The organism is Bradyrhizobium sp. Mp19 (genome assembly GCF_029952935.1).
Taxonomy (GTDB): domain Bacteria; phylum Pseudomonadota; class Alphaproteobacteria; order Rhizobiales; family Xanthobacteraceae; genus Bradyrhizobium; species Bradyrhizobium elkanii.
Genome location: NZ_JASAUT010000017.1, coordinates 26791 through 40380, shown reverse-complemented (window position 1 = coordinate 40380; position 13590 = coordinate 26791). Strand labels below are relative to the sequence as shown.

Sequence of the window (13590 nt, the reverse complement as noted above, 5' to 3'; positions counted from 1 at the left end):
CCCTGAGCTGCCGGCTTTGCCCAGCCAATCGGCTGTTGCGCGCAAGACACTCGCCTTGGGATATCCCGCAGCGATTTACATAAGCTAATGCCGGAACCGCGCGGTTCTTGCCGGATGGGGCTGCCTGGCTCCAACAGTTCAGCCCCGGATCAGGCAAACGGCCCCAGCACCGGCCTCCAGGCCCCCAAAGGTGCTGGGGCCATTTCGTTGTTTGGCGCATTGCGTTTCGAGCGAGCTTCGACAGCGCCATCATCGCGTGAGTGATCTGCCGCAGCGTCCCGCCTGCCTTCAGTGAGCAGGCGGGACCTCGGTGCTACTTGTTCTCCGGCTTCCAGGTCGTGCTGGCACGATCGTATTTGAAACCAGGCGCGGCCTTCAGGCTGTCCTTGGTCTCGTCGAGCGTGAGCCACCACTTGTCGTCTTTCTTTTGAGACTTGACGGCCGTGAATGGCACGATCACGTCCTTCTCGCCGGCGCCGAGAAAGCCGCCGACACCGACGACGAGACCGGTCACCTTGCCGGATTTGTCGACAAGCACGTCGTCGATCGTCCCGATCTTGGATTCCTTCGGGTCGTAGACATTCTGCTTGTAGTAGTTGGTGATGGTCGAACTGTCCGCCGGCGCGGCGGGCATGGTGGTAGCGGCATGCGCGGCGGTAGCGAACGCTGCGGCCATGATGCAGCCGATAGCCAATTTCTTCATAAGAGGTCTCCTTGCCTTCAGTGCATATGGCCGATCAGGTAGATGCCGCCGCCGATGACCATGATCGCCGGCACAGCCCAGAGAATGATGACTGGCATTCGATCGCCTCCTAGTCCGAGGTACAGACCTTGACGCTCTTCATGCCGGTCTCGGCTTCGGTGCGCGTCTTGTAGACAGTGCCCGACGGACTGACGACGGTGGTCGTCGTGTCGACCGGCTTCTTGTCGACGATCGTGCACTTCTTCGTCTTCACGTCTTGCACGACGTAGAATTCATCCGCTGCAAATGCCGGCGTGACGAAAGCGGCAAGCAAAGTTGCCGCGACAATGGTCTTAACGTTCATGTTCTCTCCTCCAATAGCCGTACCAATCGGCCGAGGTGGAACGGGAGTAAATGGCGAAGGTTCCTAGAACCAGGCTTGCGTTGGCGAGCCGCTCCGAATCAAAGCAAGCGAAAAATGACCGGCGATGGTGCGGCGATTTGCAGCACTGGCTAGCCGTGCCCTGCGGCTTGCCGAAGGTTGTGGCGAATGGTCGCTAGGGACACGCAGACGCGAGATCGGCGAGCGATTCCTGACCCGAAGGGACCGCGCTGTCCGAGTGGCGATGCGATCACGTGACCGGATGCAGCCGGCGATCGGCAGGCTGCTTTCCGAAAATTCAGGAGGAAGCCCCATGATCCCGTCCCACATGCGCCTGGTCGGCGCGGTCGTCGCGCTGTTGCTTGGGGCGAGCGGACCGGCGCCCGCGCAGCAGCTCGAGCTCAAGCTGATGGCGCCGGCGGCGCCCGGCGGCGGCTGGGATCAGACGGCGCGCTCGATGCAGCAGGCGCTGGTCGCCTCCGGCGTCGCGCGCAGCGTCCAGGTCACCAACGTTCCCGGCGCCGGCGGCAGCGTCGGCATCGCGCAGTTCGTCAACGGCGCCAAGGGCGACGGCAACCAGATGATGGTGAACGGCTTCGTCATGGTGGGCGCACTCGCCATGAACAAGTCGCCGGTGACGCTGGATCAGGTGACGCCGATCGCGCGCCTCACCGAGGAGATCCAGGTCATCGTGGTGCCGGCGAACTCGCCGATCAAGACGGCGCAGGATCTTGCCGCCGCGGTGAAGGCCGATATCGCCAAGGTGACCTTTGCCGGCGGCTCGGCCGGCGGCGTCGACCATGTGATGGCGGCGCTGTTCGCGGGCACGGTCGGCGCCGACGCCAAGAAGATCAACTACATTCCGTTCTCGGGCGGCGGCGAGTCGCTTGCAGCCATTCTCGGCGGCAAGGTCACGGCCGGCATTTCCGGCCTCAGCGAATATGAAGGCCAGATCAAGGCCGGCAAGTTGCGCGCGCTCGGCGTGACGTCGGCGAACCGTCTGCCCGGCGTCGACATCCCGACCTTCAAGGAGCAGGGCATCGATCTCGTGCTGGCCAATTGGCGCTCGGTGGTCGCTCCGCCCGGCATCACGCCGGAGCAGCGCAAGGTGCTGAGCGATGCGGTCGAGAAGATGGTGAAGTCCGATTCCTGGAAGGAGATCCTGAAGCAGAAGGGCTGGGATGACGCCTATCTCGGTGGCGACGCCTTCGCGGATTTCCTGAAGAAGGAGATCACGCGCGTGACCGAGGTGCTGAAGTCCGTCGGCCTCGTGAAGTCATGACGCCGGACGCGGCGTCTGAAAACCTCCGGCCGGCGCCGGCGCGCCGCGTCGATCGCGCCGGCGTGGTCATCGCGGCCGCGCTTGCCGGGCTTGCCGCGGTGCTGGTGTGGGACGCCAGCAAGCTGCCGTCCACCACGATGTACGGCATGGGGCCGGAGGCGATGCCGGTCGTCATCGCGATCGGCCTCGTCATTCTGGCGATCGGCAATCTGACCGACGCGCTGCGCGGCAAGCTGCCGCCGCGCGAGAGCATGGATCCGAAACCGGTGTGGCTGATCATCGGCGGCCTGGCGCTCCTGATCGCCATCATCGGCCTTGGCGGCGGCTTCATCCTCGCGACCTCGGCGCTGTTCGTCACCACGTCGGCGGCGTTCGGCCGGCGGGCCGTGCTGGCCGACACCGCCATCGCGCTCGTGATCACGACGCTGATTTATCTCGCGTTCGACAAGCTGTTGACGCTGAGCCTTCCCGCCGGCCCGCTGGAGCGACTGCTGTGATGGATACTTTCGCCGCGCTGGCGCACGGCATGGCGGTCGCCATGCAGCCGATGAACCTGCTCTACGCCCTGATCGGCGTGTTCCTGGGCACCGCGGTCGGTGTATTGCCGGGCATCGGTCCGGCGCTGACGGTCGCGCTGCTGCTGCCGGTGACCTACAAGCTCGATCCCGGCGGCTCGCTGATCATGTTCGCCGGCATCTATTACGGCGGCATGTATGGCGGATCGACCACCGCGATCCTGATCAATACGCCGGGCGAGAGCGCGTCGATGGCGACCGCGCTCGAGGGTAACAAGATGGCCAAGGCCGGCCGCGGCGGCCCGGCGCTGGCGACCTCGGCGATCGGCTCGTTCGTGGCCGGCACCATCGCCACCGTCGGCCTTGCATTCCTCGCGCCATGGCTGGTCGATTTCGCGGTGCGCTTCGGGCCGGAGGATTACTTCGCGCTGATGTGCGTCGCCTTCGTCACGGTGTCGGCAACCTTCGGCGACTCGCCGGTCCGCGGCCTCACCAGCCTGTTCATCGGCCTCACGCTCGGGCTGATCGGCATCGACAAGCTGACCGGTCAGGCGCGGCTTGCCTTCGGCATCCCCGAGCTGCTCGACGGCGTCGAGGTGACGACGCTCGCGGTCGGCCTGTTCGCGGTCGGCGAGGCGCTCTATGTCGCCTCGCGCCGGCATCACGCCGAGGAGAAGCTCGAGCCGGTGCGCGGCTCGCTGTGGATGACGCGGGAGGACTGGCGGCGGTCGTGGAAGCCGTGGCTGCGCGGCACGCTGTTCGGTTTCCCGATCGGGGCGCTGCCGGCCGGCGGGGCGGAGATCCCGACATTCCTGTCCTATTCCACCGAGCGGCGGCTGACCAAACATCCCGAGGAATTCGGCAAGGGTGCGATCGAAGGCGTCGCAGGGCCGGAAGCGGCGAACAACGCGTCCGCCGCCGGCACGCTGGTGCCGCTGTTGACGCTCGGGCTGCCGACCTCGGCAACGGCTGCAATGATGCTGGCGGGCTTCCAGCAATACGGCCTCAACCCGGGGCCGCTGTTGTTCGCGGAGCGGCCCGACCTGGTGTGGGGCCTGATCGCGAGCCTGTTCATCGCCAACGGCATGCTGCTGGTACTCAATCTGCCGCTGGTCGGGCTCTGGGTGCGGCTGCTGGCGATTCCGCAGCCCTGGCTCTATGCCGGCATCCTGGTGTTCGCGACCATGGGCACGATCGCGGCGAAGCCGTCGGTCGTCGAGCTGTCGATGCTGGCGGCGTTCGGCGTGATGGGCTTTCTGATGCGCCGGTTCGACTTCCCGATCGCGCCCGTCGTGATCGGGCTGATCCTCGGGCCGATCGCCGAAAGCCAGCTGCGCCGCGCGCTGGCGATCAGCCTCGGCGATCCCATGGTGCTGCTGCAAAGCCCGATGTCGGCGACGCTGCTCGGCATCGCGCTAATCGCGCTGCTGGCGCCGTTCGTGCTCAAGGGGCTCGGGCGATTCAAGGCGAACGAGGATTAGGGCGCGACCAGACCGTAAAAGGCCCGCTCCGGGGCTCGCATTTCGGAGCGGGCCAGTCTGGGCACGGCAAATATCGCCGCGACGCGAAACCTAGCGCGACAAGCTGACACCACCCTGACGACGGCGAAAAAAGCGAGGCGGCTGAACGCAGCCTCGCTGTCGCAGGATTTTCCGTGAACGGAAAGTTCGGCTCACCATTTGTAGGCGAGGCTCGCCGTGATGCGGCGGCGATCGCCGTAATAGCAGGAGCTGATGGTCGCGCAGCTCGCGACATAGATCTTGTCGGTGACGTTCACGACATTGAGCGCCGCGCGCCAGTTGTTGTCCCATTCGTAATGCAAGGCGAGGTCGCCCAGCACGACGCCCGGGACGCGTGCGGTGTTCGCGGTGTCGGCAAAGGACGAGCCGACATAGCGCACGCCGCCGCCGAAGCCGAAGCCGGTGAGCGGGCCATCGCGGAAGGTGTAGTCGGTCCACACCGATGCGAGCTGCCGCGGCGCGTTGGTCGGCACGGTGCCGATCAGCGCAGGATTGAGGTCCTTGCTGACGAACAGCTCGTAATTGGTGTAGCTCGCCACCAGCTTGAAATCGCGCGTGATGTTCGCGACCGCCTCGAGCTCGACGCCGCGCGAGGTGACTTCGCCGTTCTGGGTCTGGAACAGCGGGTTGTTCGGATCTGTTGTCAGCGCGTTCTTGCGCTTGAGGTCGAAATACGCGACGCCGAACCGTGCGTTGAGCCCGACCGGCTCGTATTTGACGCCGACCTCGGTCTGCTCGGAGGTTTCCGGCAGCAGCAATTGGCCGGACGCGGTGGTGCCGATGACCGGATTGTAGCCCGTCATGTAGGAGACGTAGGGCGCAACGCCGCTGTCGAAATTGTAGATCGCGCCGACGCGGCCGGAGAATTTGCTGTCGTCGCGGCCCTGGGACGCGCCGATCCGGTTGTTGTTGGTGAGATCGACCCAGTCCTGGCGTCCGGACAGCACGACCGTCAGGCGGTCGAGCTTGACCTGATCCTGCAGATAGAGGCCGGCCATGCCCTGGGCGAGATAGCCGTTCTGATAGAGCGGGCCGCTGTACGGCAGGTTGGTGCCATAGACCGGATTGAGCACGTTGAGATTCGTGCCCATGCCAAAACCCTGGCGGTCGTCGATGCCGTAATATTTCAGATCGACGCCGACCAGCGCGGTGTGCTGCAGCGCGCCGGTGGTGAAACGGTATTCGAGCTGATTGTCGAGGTTGAGCTGGGTGGCGATGCCGCGGGTGTAGAAATTGCCGCGGGTGATGTCGGCGGCGGCCGGCGTCGTCGCGTAGCCGAGCCCATAGAGGCCGGCATAATAGACGTCGACATGCGCCATGCGCGCGTTCTGGCGGAAATCGACGCTGTCAGTCACGCTCTTCTGGAACTGGTAGCCGACCATCTGCTGATCGCGGCGGAACTGGTCGGCGCTGGGATCGCCGACGAACAGGCTGGTCGGAATCCGGCCGAACGGCGCGTTGGTGACGGTGCCGACATAGGGCAGGAAGTTCAGCGCGCGGGTGTTGCTGTGCGAGGCCATGCCGAACACGGTGAGGCTGGTGTCGGCATCGGGCCGCCAGGTCACCGACGGGGCGAAGAAGAAGTTGTTGTCGTAGACATAGTCGGTCTGGGTGCCGCCGCCCTGGGCCTGGCCGACCAGGCGGTACTGCACCTGGCCATTGCCGGGCTGCGCCGTCGCGCCGCCGATGTCGAACTGGGTATAGGCGTTGCCGAAATTGTTGACGCCGGTCTCGATGTAGCGAATGGGCTCGGCCTGCGGCAGCTTGCTCACCGCGTTGACGAGGCCGCCCGGCGCCGAGCCGCCATACAGGATGCCGGACGGACCGCGCAGCACCTCGACGCGCTCGAGATTGAAGGGCTGCAGCTTCCAGCTCGCATAGGAGGTGTAGAACAGCTGCAGGCCGTCGAGGAACAGCGACTCGTTCTGCGCGGGGAAGCCGCGGATCATGAACCAGTCGTTGCGGAAATCGGCGCCATAGGTGCCGCCGATGACGCCCGGCGTGTAGCGCAGCACCTCGTCGAACTTGCTGACGATCTTCTGGTCGCGGATCTGCTCGGCGCTGATGACCGACACCGATTGCGGTGTCTGGATGATCGGCGTGCTGGTCTTGGTGCCGCTGGCGCTCAGCCGCGCCAGATAGCCGGTGACCGGGCCGTTGGCGCGTTCGTGCCCGCCGCCGGCGCCCGCGGGCTGCTGAGCGACCTGCGGCTGCGCGCCCGTCGGGGCGGCCGTCGCGCGGCGCGAGGCACTGCGTGCGCGCGTGCTTCGTTGCGAGGGCTGCTGCGGTCGCGCCGCTTGCCGTTGCGGCGCTTCGACAGTCACGGACGGCAATTGCGTCTGGGCGAAGACATCGTCCGCACCGACAACCGAAAACACAGCGACAGCCGAAGCAGCAAACCGCTGCGGCCGAATCCACCTGCACGACATTTATTCCACGCTCCGTAAAAAAATCTTGAGCGAGTCGTTATCACGGTGATTTTCGCGAGCAGCCTGCACGCGGTTAGAAGCTGTCGAAGTTGCGCGCAAAGCTTGGCTGTGTGACCGGGAGACACGGCGCATGACGCGCAATTGCACGCATCGCGTGAGAGCTTTGAATCGATCCAGTGTTGAACGATTCAAAAATCGAACGATTCAAAAATCGTCTCGCCGTCTCGTGAGTCAATGCATCGCGATCGCGCGCGTCGCGATCAGGCGAGTCTGTCGCGATCAAGCGAGTTTGATGTCGCGTGGTTGCACGAGCAGCGCTTGCAAACCTCGAGGTGCTGGTCGTCTTGTCCGTTAGCCCCGCGCGGACGGGAAGGGGGGCGTCACGTTCCATTCGGCGGCCGCCTCAGCCGTGCTCGCCGGGCGGCTGGAACCGGGTGGCGGGGGCGGCCACCCCGCCGGCTGGCAATCCCCGCCATCCCCACCATATCTGGCATAATTGACCGGCAGGGACCGCAACCGCTTGGCCATTTTGGGGCGATGTGATAACGCTCTGAAACCAGCTTCGACCGCCACTCGTGACCGTCCGCATCCTGCCTAAAGGCTTGCGGCGGTGGAGATATTTCGCCGATGACCTCATCCACCAAGACCGCTTCCGCGCCCGACTCCTTCTTCACCGCGACCCTCGCCGAGGCCGATCCCGAGATCGCCGCCGCGATCAAGGGCGAGCTCGGCCGGCAGCGTCATGAGATCGAGCTGATCGCCTCCGAAAACATCGTCAGCCGCGCCGTGCTGGAGGCGCAGGGCTCGGTGATGACCAACAAATACGCGGAGGGTTATCCGGGCGCGCGCTACTACGGCGGTTGCGAGTGGGTCGACGTCGCCGAGACGCTGGCGATCGAGCGTGCCAAGAAGCTGTTCGGCGCCGGCTTCGCCAACGTCCAGCCGAACTCCGGCAGCCAGATGAACCAGGCGGCGTTTCTGGCGCTGCTGCAGCCCGGCGACACCTTCATGGGCCTCGACCTCGCGGCCGGCGGCCATCTCACCCACGGTTCGCCGGTCAACATGTCCGGCAAGTGGTTCAAGGCCGCGCACTACACCGTGCGCCGCGAGGACCAGATCATCGACATGGACGCGGTGCAGAAACAGGCCGAGCAGGTCAAGCCGAAGCTGATCATCGCCGGCGGCTCGGCCTATTCGCGCGCCTGGGACTTCAAGCGCTTCCGCGAGATCGCGGACTCGGTCGGCGCGTATCTGTTAGTCGACATGGCGCATTTCGCGGGCCTCGTGGCCGGCGGCGTGCATGCCTCGCCGGTGCCGCACGCCCACGTCACCACCACGACGACGCACAAGTCGCTGCGCGGCCCGCGCGGCGGCCTGATCCTCACCAATGACGAGACGCTGGCCAAGAAGCTGAACTCGGCGATCTTCCCGGGCCTGCAGGGCGGTCCGCTGATGCACGTCATCGCCGCCAAGGCGGTGGCGTTCGCCGAAGCGCTGCGGCCGGATTTCAAGGTCTACGCCAGGAACGTGGTCGAGAACGCCAAGGCGCTGGCGGAGACGCTGCGCGGCCACGGCCTCGACATCGTCTCCGGCGGCACCGACAACCATCTGATGCTGGTCGATCTCAGGCCGAAGGGGCTGAAGGGCAACATCTCCGAGAAGGCGCTGGTGCGCGCCGCCATCACCTGCAACAAGAACGGCATCCCGTTCGATCCCGAGAAGCCGTTCGTCACCTCGGGCCTGCGTCTAGGCACGCCGGCGGCGACCACGCGCGGCTTCGGCGTCGCCGAGTTCAAGCAGGTCGGCGGCATGATCGCCGAAGTGCTGAACGCGCTGGCGCAGTCGCCGGACGGCAAGGCGCCGCTGGTCGAGGCCGCGATCAAGGAGCGCGTCAAGGCGCTGACCGATCGCTTCCCGATCTATCAGTAAGGCTCGTTCGTTTTTTTGAGCATGATCTCTTCGGAAAACCGCTTCGCACTTTTCCGGATCATGCTCGTGTAGAGGTCCCGTCGGATGCGCTGCCCGAGCTGCAATTCTCTCGACACGCAGGTCAAGGACTCGCGTCCGACCGAGGACTCCGCGGTCATTCGCAGGCGTCGCGTCTGCATGGCCTGCAACTTCCGCTTCACGACCTTCGAGCGGGTGCAGCTGCGCGAGCTGACCGTCATCAAGCGCAACGGCCGCCGCGTGCCGTTCGACCGCGACAAGCTGGTTCGCTCGCTGCAGATCTCCTTGCGCAAGCGCCCGGTGGAATCCGAGCGGGTGGAGAAGATGGTGTCGACCATCGTGCGCGAGCTCGAGAGCGGCGGCGAAGCCGAGGTCTCCTCTGAGGCGATCGGCGAGATCGTGATGGAGCATCTGCGCCAGCTCGACGACGTCGCCTATGTGCGCTTCGCCTCGGTTTATCGCAATTTCCGCGAGGCCAAGGACTTCGAGGCCGTGCTCGACGAATTGACCGGCGAAGAGGACCCGCGGCTCGCGACGCTACGCAAATGATCTTCCGCATTCTGGAAGACCAGTTCGCGCAGAAGGCCAAAGAGGCCAAGGAAGCAGCCAAGGAAGCGGCAAAGGCGGCCGATCTGCGCTTCATGCAGCTGGCGCTGGCGCTTGGCCGGCGCGGGCTCGGGCGTACCTGGCCCAATCCGGCGGTTGGCGCCGTCATCGTCAAGGACGGCGTGATCGTCGGCCGCGGCTGGACGCAAGCAGGCGGCCGGCCGCATGCCGAGGTCGAGGCGCTGCGTCGCGCAGGTGACGCCGCGCGCGGCGCCACGCTCTACGTGACGCTCGAACCCTGCTCGCATTTCGGCCGCTCGCCGCCCTGTGCGGATGCCGTGGTTGCGGCCGGGCTCGCCCGCGTCGTCTCGGCGATCGAGGATCCTAATCCGGAAGTCGCGGGGCAGGGGCACGCCAAGCTGCGTGCCGCAGGCATCGCGGTCGATGTCGGGCTGTGCGCGGCGGAGGCTGCGCGCGACCATGCCGGACACTTCCGCCGCATCCGCGACAAGCGCCCGCATGTGATCCTCAAGCTCGCGGTGTCCGCCGACGGCAAGATCGCCGCCAGCGGCCACAAGCCGGTCGCGATATCAGGCGAGGCCGCGCGGACCCGGGTGCATCTGCTGCGCGCGCAGAGCGACGCGATCCTGGTCGGCATCGGCACGGTCAAGGCCGACGATCCGCTCTTGACCTGCCGATTGCCGGGGATGGCGGCGCGCTCGCCGGTGCGCCTGGTGCTGGACCGTGCGCTGCGCATTTCAGGCGACAGCCACCTGGTGCATTCGGCGCGCGAGACGCCGCTCTGGGTGCTGACCTCTGACATGGCGGAGGCGCCTGCCGCGGTGAAGCTCGGCGCCGCCGGGGCGCAGGTGATCCGCGTCGCCGCCACTGCGCCTGAAGGTCTCGATCTGCCGTCCGTTCTGCATGCGCTGGCGGAGAAGGGGATATCGCGGCTGCTGGTCGAGGGCGGATCGCGCGTAGCAAATTCTTTCGTGGCAGCGGGCTTGGTCGATGAAATCTGGCTGTTGCGCGGACCTGATGCGATCGGTGTCGGCGGCGTTCCCGCGCTGGACGCAATGCCGCTCGACGCAATCACGCAGTCGCCGGCCTTTCGCCTTCGTGCTAGCGAAACCCTCGGCAAAGACAGTCTCATGATCTACGAGCGTGCGTAATGTTTACCGGAATTGTCACCGATATCGGTGAGATCACCAGCCTGAAGCAGGTAGCGCAGGGGCAACTGCATCGCATGCGGATTGCCTGCGACTACGACCAGACCACGATCGCCGACGGCGCCTCGATCGCCTGCAACGGCGTCTGCCTCACCGTCGTCGCCTCCGGCACCGCCGATGGCAAGACCTGGTTCGATGTCGATGCCGCGGCCGAGACGCTCGGCATGACCACCGCCAAGCACTGGGCGCAGGGCGGCAAGCTCAATCTCGAGCGCGCGCTCAAGATCGGCGACGAACTCGGCGGTCACATTGTGGCCGGGCATGCCGATGGCATCGCCACCATCGTCAAGCGCGACGACCTGCCCGACATGGCGCGCTTCGAGCTGCGAACCAGCCGCGAACTGGCGCGTTTCATCGCGGCGAAGGGGTCGATCACGCTGGACGGCGTGTCGCTGACCGTGAATGCGGTCGACGACGTGACATTTTCGGTGCTGATCATCCCCCACACGCTTGCTGTCACGACCCTGGGCGGCTGGAAGGCCGGCAGCGAGGTCAATATCGAGGTCGATCTGATGGCCCGCTACGCGGCGCGGCTGTCGGAGATGAAATAGCTTCGGCCTGGGCATTGCGGCCAAGACAGACGTCCCTATCTGCCTATGCGCCTCGGGCGATTTTCAGCCCGGGCGGCCTATGCATTGCAGGCGAACCCGGCCTGAAAAATCGGGCTGATCGCGGTGACATCCGGGCCAGTATTGCCCTTGGCTTTAGCCCCTGCTGCGCCTAAAACGCTGCACAACTCCTCCCCAAGTTCCGATTGGTATTGCAATGGCTGACGCGCGGCGCGCACCCCTGAAGGACCAGACTGACATTACCGGCGCACGCGTGCTGATCGTCGAGGCGCGGTTTTATGACGACATCCAGGATGCGCTGCTGGAAGGCGCGCTTGCCGAGATCAAGGCCGCAGGCGCCAGCCATGACGTGATCACGGTGCCGGGCGCACTGGAGATCCCGGCGGCGATCGCGATCGCGATCGATGCGGCTGAAACGAACGGCAAGCCCTATGACGCGGCGATCGCGCTCGGCTGCGTGGTGCGCGGCGACACCATCCATTTCGAAATCGTCTCGCAGGAGTCCTCGCGCGGATTGATGGATTTGGCAGTCAGCCGGAAATTCCCGCTCGGCAACGGCATCCTCACCGTCAACACCGAGGCGCAGGCCTGGGCGCGGGCGCGTGCCAGCGAGCTGAACAAGGGCGGCGACGCGGCGCGTGCGGCGCTGGCGATGCTGCGGATCAAACGCCGCCTGGCAAAGGCTTGACCATGGCTGACAGCAAGAAGCCCGCGAAAGCCCCCGACAGAAAAGCCAACCGCCGCGGCGCGGCACGGCTCGCGGCGGTGCAGGCGCTCTACCAGATGGACATTGGCGGCGCCGGCATCAACGACATCTTCGCCGAGTTCGAGAGCCACTGGCTCGGCAACGAGGTCGAGGGCGAGAAATACCTGCCGGCGGAAGCCGCGTTTTTCCGCGACGTGGTCTCCGGCGTGGTGCGCGACCAGGCCAAGCTCGATCCGCTGATCGACGAGGCGCTGTCGAAGGGCTGGCCGCTGAAGCGGATCGACGCCATCCTGCGCGCGGTGCTGCGGGCAGGCTCCTACGAGCTCGAGCACCGCAAGGACGTGCCGGGCCGGGTGGTGGTCTCCGAATATGTCGATGTCGCGCACGCCTTCGTCGAAAAGGACGAAACCGGCATGGTCAACGCCGTGCTCGACCAGATCGCGCGCCAGTTCCGCGGCGACGAGTTTGTGCGGAGCTGAGTGGAGACATATGATCGCTTGACCGTCACCCTGAGGAGGCCGCGCAGCGGCCGTCTCGAAGGGCGGCGGCCCGGCTGGGGCCGTGCATCCTTCGAGGCTCGCTCCGCTCGCACCTCAGGATGACGGGGCTGCTATCGTGACGCAGAGCGACAAACCGATATCCGGCGAAGACTCCCTGATCGCGCGCTATTTCAAGCCGCTCGCGACCGATCCGGGTGCGTTCGGGCTCGACGATGACGCCGCCGCGCTGAGGGCTGCCGGCGAGGACATCGTGGTCACCACGGACGCCATCGTCGAGGGCGTGCACTTCCTTCTCGATGATCCGCCCGATACGCTGGCGCGCAAGGCGCTGCGGGTGAACCTCTCCGACATCGCCGCCAAGGGCGCGGTGCCGGCAGGCTTCGTGCTGACGCTGGCGCTGCGCGGCGCCGAGGAGGCCTGGCTGAAGCCGTTTGCCCGGGCGCTCGGCGAGGACGCCGCGCATTTCGGCTGCCCGCTGCTCGGTGGCGACACGGTCTCGACGCCGGGGCCGCTGATGATCTCGATCACCGCGTTCGGCCGGGTGCCGCAGGGCACGATGGTGCATCGCGCGGGGGCACAGGCGGGCGACCGTGTGTTCGTCACCGGCACAATCGGAGACGCCGCGCTCGGCCTCGATGTGCTCCGGGGTGGCCCGGTCGCCGCGGCTCTGGCGGACGATGTTGTCGGGCGGGATTTTCTTGCCGCCCGTTACCGCGTTCCGCAGCCGCGCAACGCGTTGGCCAAGGCCGTCCGCACCCACGCCAGCGCCGCGATGGATGTGTCCGACGGTCTTGCCGGCGATCTGGCCAAGCTTTGCGCAGCCAGTGGTGTGGCGGCCGTGATCAATGTGCCGAGTGTCCCGTTGTCGTCTGCAGCCGCAGGGCTGCTCGCGCGCAAGGCGATTGATATCGAGACCTTGGTGGCCGGCGGTGATGATTACGAGCTCTTGTGCGCGGTCCCGAGCGATCATGTCGACGCGTTTCTGCGGGACGCACGGCAGGCCAGGGTCGCGGTAACCGCAATCGGCGGCCTGATCGCAGGCTTGTCGCCACCAAGCTTCCTTGACGGGCAGGGTCGGGAACTGAAGTTGAAGCGGCTGTCCTACAGCCATTTCTAGAGCGTTTTCGAGCGAAGCGGGCACCGGTTCGCGTTAAGAAAACGCGTCGGAACGGAAGCAGCGCTAGACTTCCCGCGCCTGATGGCGCCGATTCTCCTTCTAAATAGCTGCCGATATCGGCGTTTTCGGCCACAGGTGGCGTTGCACACCGGTAACGATTTTGGCA

The 13590-nt window shown here is 65.9% G+C and carries 13 protein-coding genes; 10 read left to right on the top strand and 3 right to left on the bottom strand.

Annotated features, from left to right (window positions below; translation table 11 throughout):
• Positions 1-313: 313 nt before the first annotated feature.
• A complete protein-coding gene (locus QJT82_RS19790; protein WP_028340955.1) occupies positions 314-703 on the bottom strand; it encodes a PRC-barrel domain-containing protein in 390 nt (129 codons plus the stop codon).
• Positions 704-812: 109 nt separating this feature from the next.
• Positions 813-1046 (bottom strand): hypothetical protein, encoded by a 234-nt coding sequence (locus QJT82_RS19785; RefSeq protein WP_028340954.1) that lies wholly within the window; start codon positions 1044-1046, stop codon positions 813-815.
• A gap of 331 nt (positions 1047-1377) precedes the next feature.
• Between QJT82_RS19785 and QJT82_RS19780 the strand changes: the two genes are divergently transcribed.
• The 3 genes from QJT82_RS19780 to QJT82_RS19770 are packed head-to-tail and all read left to right on the top strand — an operon-like array spanning position 1378 to position 4342.
• Positions 1378-2346: a tripartite tricarboxylate transporter substrate binding protein gene (locus tag QJT82_RS19780; RefSeq protein WP_028340953.1), complete on the top strand. Its 969-nt coding sequence runs from the start codon at positions 1378-1380 to the stop codon at positions 2344-2346.
• The gene (locus QJT82_RS19775; RefSeq protein WP_028340952.1) at positions 2343-2843 is read left to right on the top strand and encodes a tripartite tricarboxylate transporter TctB family protein; all 501 of its coding nucleotides are present in this window, start codon (positions 2343-2345) and stop codon (positions 2841-2843) included. The genes QJT82_RS19780 and QJT82_RS19775 overlap by 4 nt, the downstream gene beginning before the upstream one ends.
• Entirely contained in the window at positions 2843-4342 is a 1500-nt protein-coding gene (locus QJT82_RS19770; protein ID WP_028340951.1) for a tripartite tricarboxylate transporter permease, read from the top strand. The genes QJT82_RS19775 and QJT82_RS19770 overlap by 1 nt, the downstream gene beginning before the upstream one ends.
• A gap of 191 nt (positions 4343-4533) precedes the next feature.
• Here QJT82_RS19770 and QJT82_RS19765 read toward each other — a convergent pair whose 3' ends face one another.
• On the bottom strand, positions 4534-6810 hold the full coding sequence (locus QJT82_RS19765) for a TonB-dependent siderophore receptor (protein ID WP_028340950.1): 2277 nt from the start codon (positions 6808-6810) through the stop codon (positions 4534-4536).
• A gap of 627 nt (positions 6811-7437) precedes the next feature.
• Between QJT82_RS19765 and glyA the strand changes: the two genes are divergently transcribed.
• The 7 genes from glyA (at position 7438) to thiL (ending at position 13424) form a co-directional block, all read left to right on the top strand.
• On the top strand, positions 7438-8739 hold the full coding sequence (gene glyA, locus QJT82_RS19760) for a serine hydroxymethyltransferase (protein WP_028340949.1): 1302 nt from the start codon (positions 7438-7440) through the stop codon (positions 8737-8739).
• 84 nt (positions 8740-8823) lie between these two features.
• Positions 8824-9306, top strand: coding sequence for a transcriptional regulator NrdR (gene nrdR, locus QJT82_RS19755; protein ID WP_016844999.1), 483 nt, complete (start codon positions 8824-8826; stop codon positions 9304-9306).
• Positions 9303-10475, top strand: a complete 1173-nt coding sequence (ribD, locus tag QJT82_RS19750; protein ID WP_028340948.1) for a bifunctional diaminohydroxyphosphoribosylaminopyrimidine deaminase/5-amino-6-(5-phosphoribosylamino)uracil reductase RibD — start codon at positions 9303-9305, stop codon at positions 10473-10475. The genes nrdR and ribD overlap by 4 nt, the downstream gene beginning before the upstream one ends.
• Positions 10475-11083: a riboflavin synthase gene (locus tag QJT82_RS19745; protein ID WP_028340947.1), complete on the top strand. Its 609-nt coding sequence runs from the start codon at positions 10475-10477 to the stop codon at positions 11081-11083. The genes ribD and QJT82_RS19745 overlap by 1 nt, the downstream gene beginning before the upstream one ends.
• 214 nt (positions 11084-11297) lie before the next feature.
• Positions 11298-11789 (top strand): 6,7-dimethyl-8-ribityllumazine synthase, encoded by a 492-nt coding sequence (ribH, locus tag QJT82_RS19740; protein ID WP_016844995.1) that lies wholly within the window; start codon positions 11298-11300, stop codon positions 11787-11789.
• A gap of 2 nt (positions 11790-11791) precedes the next feature.
• Positions 11792-12286 (top strand): transcription antitermination factor NusB, encoded by a 495-nt coding sequence (gene nusB / locus QJT82_RS19735; protein WP_028340946.1) that lies wholly within the window; start codon positions 11792-11794, stop codon positions 12284-12286.
• A gap of 136 nt (positions 12287-12422) precedes the next feature.
• A complete protein-coding gene (gene thiL / locus QJT82_RS19730; RefSeq protein ID WP_028340945.1) occupies positions 12423-13424 on the top strand; it encodes a thiamine-phosphate kinase in 1002 nt (333 codons plus the stop codon).
• Positions 13425-13590: the final 166 nt, after the last annotated feature.

What these genes read in the sequence shown, in the direction of transcription:
- QJT82_RS19770 (WP_028340951.1), top strand. Translation starts at nt 2,843, where the DNA reads ATGGATACTTTCGCCGCGCTGGCGCACGGCATGGCGGTCGCCATGCAG.
- QJT82_RS19775 (WP_028340952.1), top strand. Translation starts at nt 2,343, where the DNA reads ATGACGCCGGACGCGGCGTCTGAAAACCTCCGGCCGGCGCCGGCGCGC.
- QJT82_RS19780 (WP_028340953.1), top strand. Translation starts at nt 1,378, where the DNA reads ATGATCCCGTCCCACATGCGCCTGGTCGGCGCGGTCGTCGCGCTGTTG.
- glyA (WP_028340949.1), top strand. Translation starts at nt 7,438, where the DNA reads ATGACCTCATCCACCAAGACCGCTTCCGCGCCCGACTCCTTCTTCACC.
- QJT82_RS19765 (WP_028340950.1), bottom strand. Translation starts at nt 6,810, where the DNA reads ATGTCGTGCAGGTGGATTCGGCCGCAGCGGTTTGCTGCTTCGGCTGTC.
- ribH (WP_016844995.1), top strand. Translation starts at nt 11,298, where the DNA reads ATGGCTGACGCGCGGCGCGCACCCCTGAAGGACCAGACTGACATTACC.
- QJT82_RS19790 (WP_028340955.1), bottom strand. Translation starts at nt 703, where the DNA reads ATGAAGAAATTGGCTATCGGCTGCATCATGGCCGCAGCGTTCGCTACC.
- ribD (WP_028340948.1), top strand. Translation starts at nt 9,303, where the DNA reads ATGATCTTCCGCATTCTGGAAGACCAGTTCGCGCAGAAGGCCAAAGAG.
- nrdR (WP_016844999.1), top strand. Translation starts at nt 8,824, where the DNA reads ATGCGCTGCCCGAGCTGCAATTCTCTCGACACGCAGGTCAAGGACTCG.
- QJT82_RS19745 (WP_028340947.1), top strand. Translation starts at nt 10,475, where the DNA reads ATGTTTACCGGAATTGTCACCGATATCGGTGAGATCACCAGCCTGAAG.
- QJT82_RS19785 (WP_028340954.1), bottom strand. Translation starts at nt 1,046, where the DNA reads ATGAACGTTAAGACCATTGTCGCGGCAACTTTGCTTGCCGCTTTCGTC.
- nusB (WP_028340946.1), top strand. Translation starts at nt 11,792, where the DNA reads ATGGCTGACAGCAAGAAGCCCGCGAAAGCCCCCGACAGAAAAGCCAAC.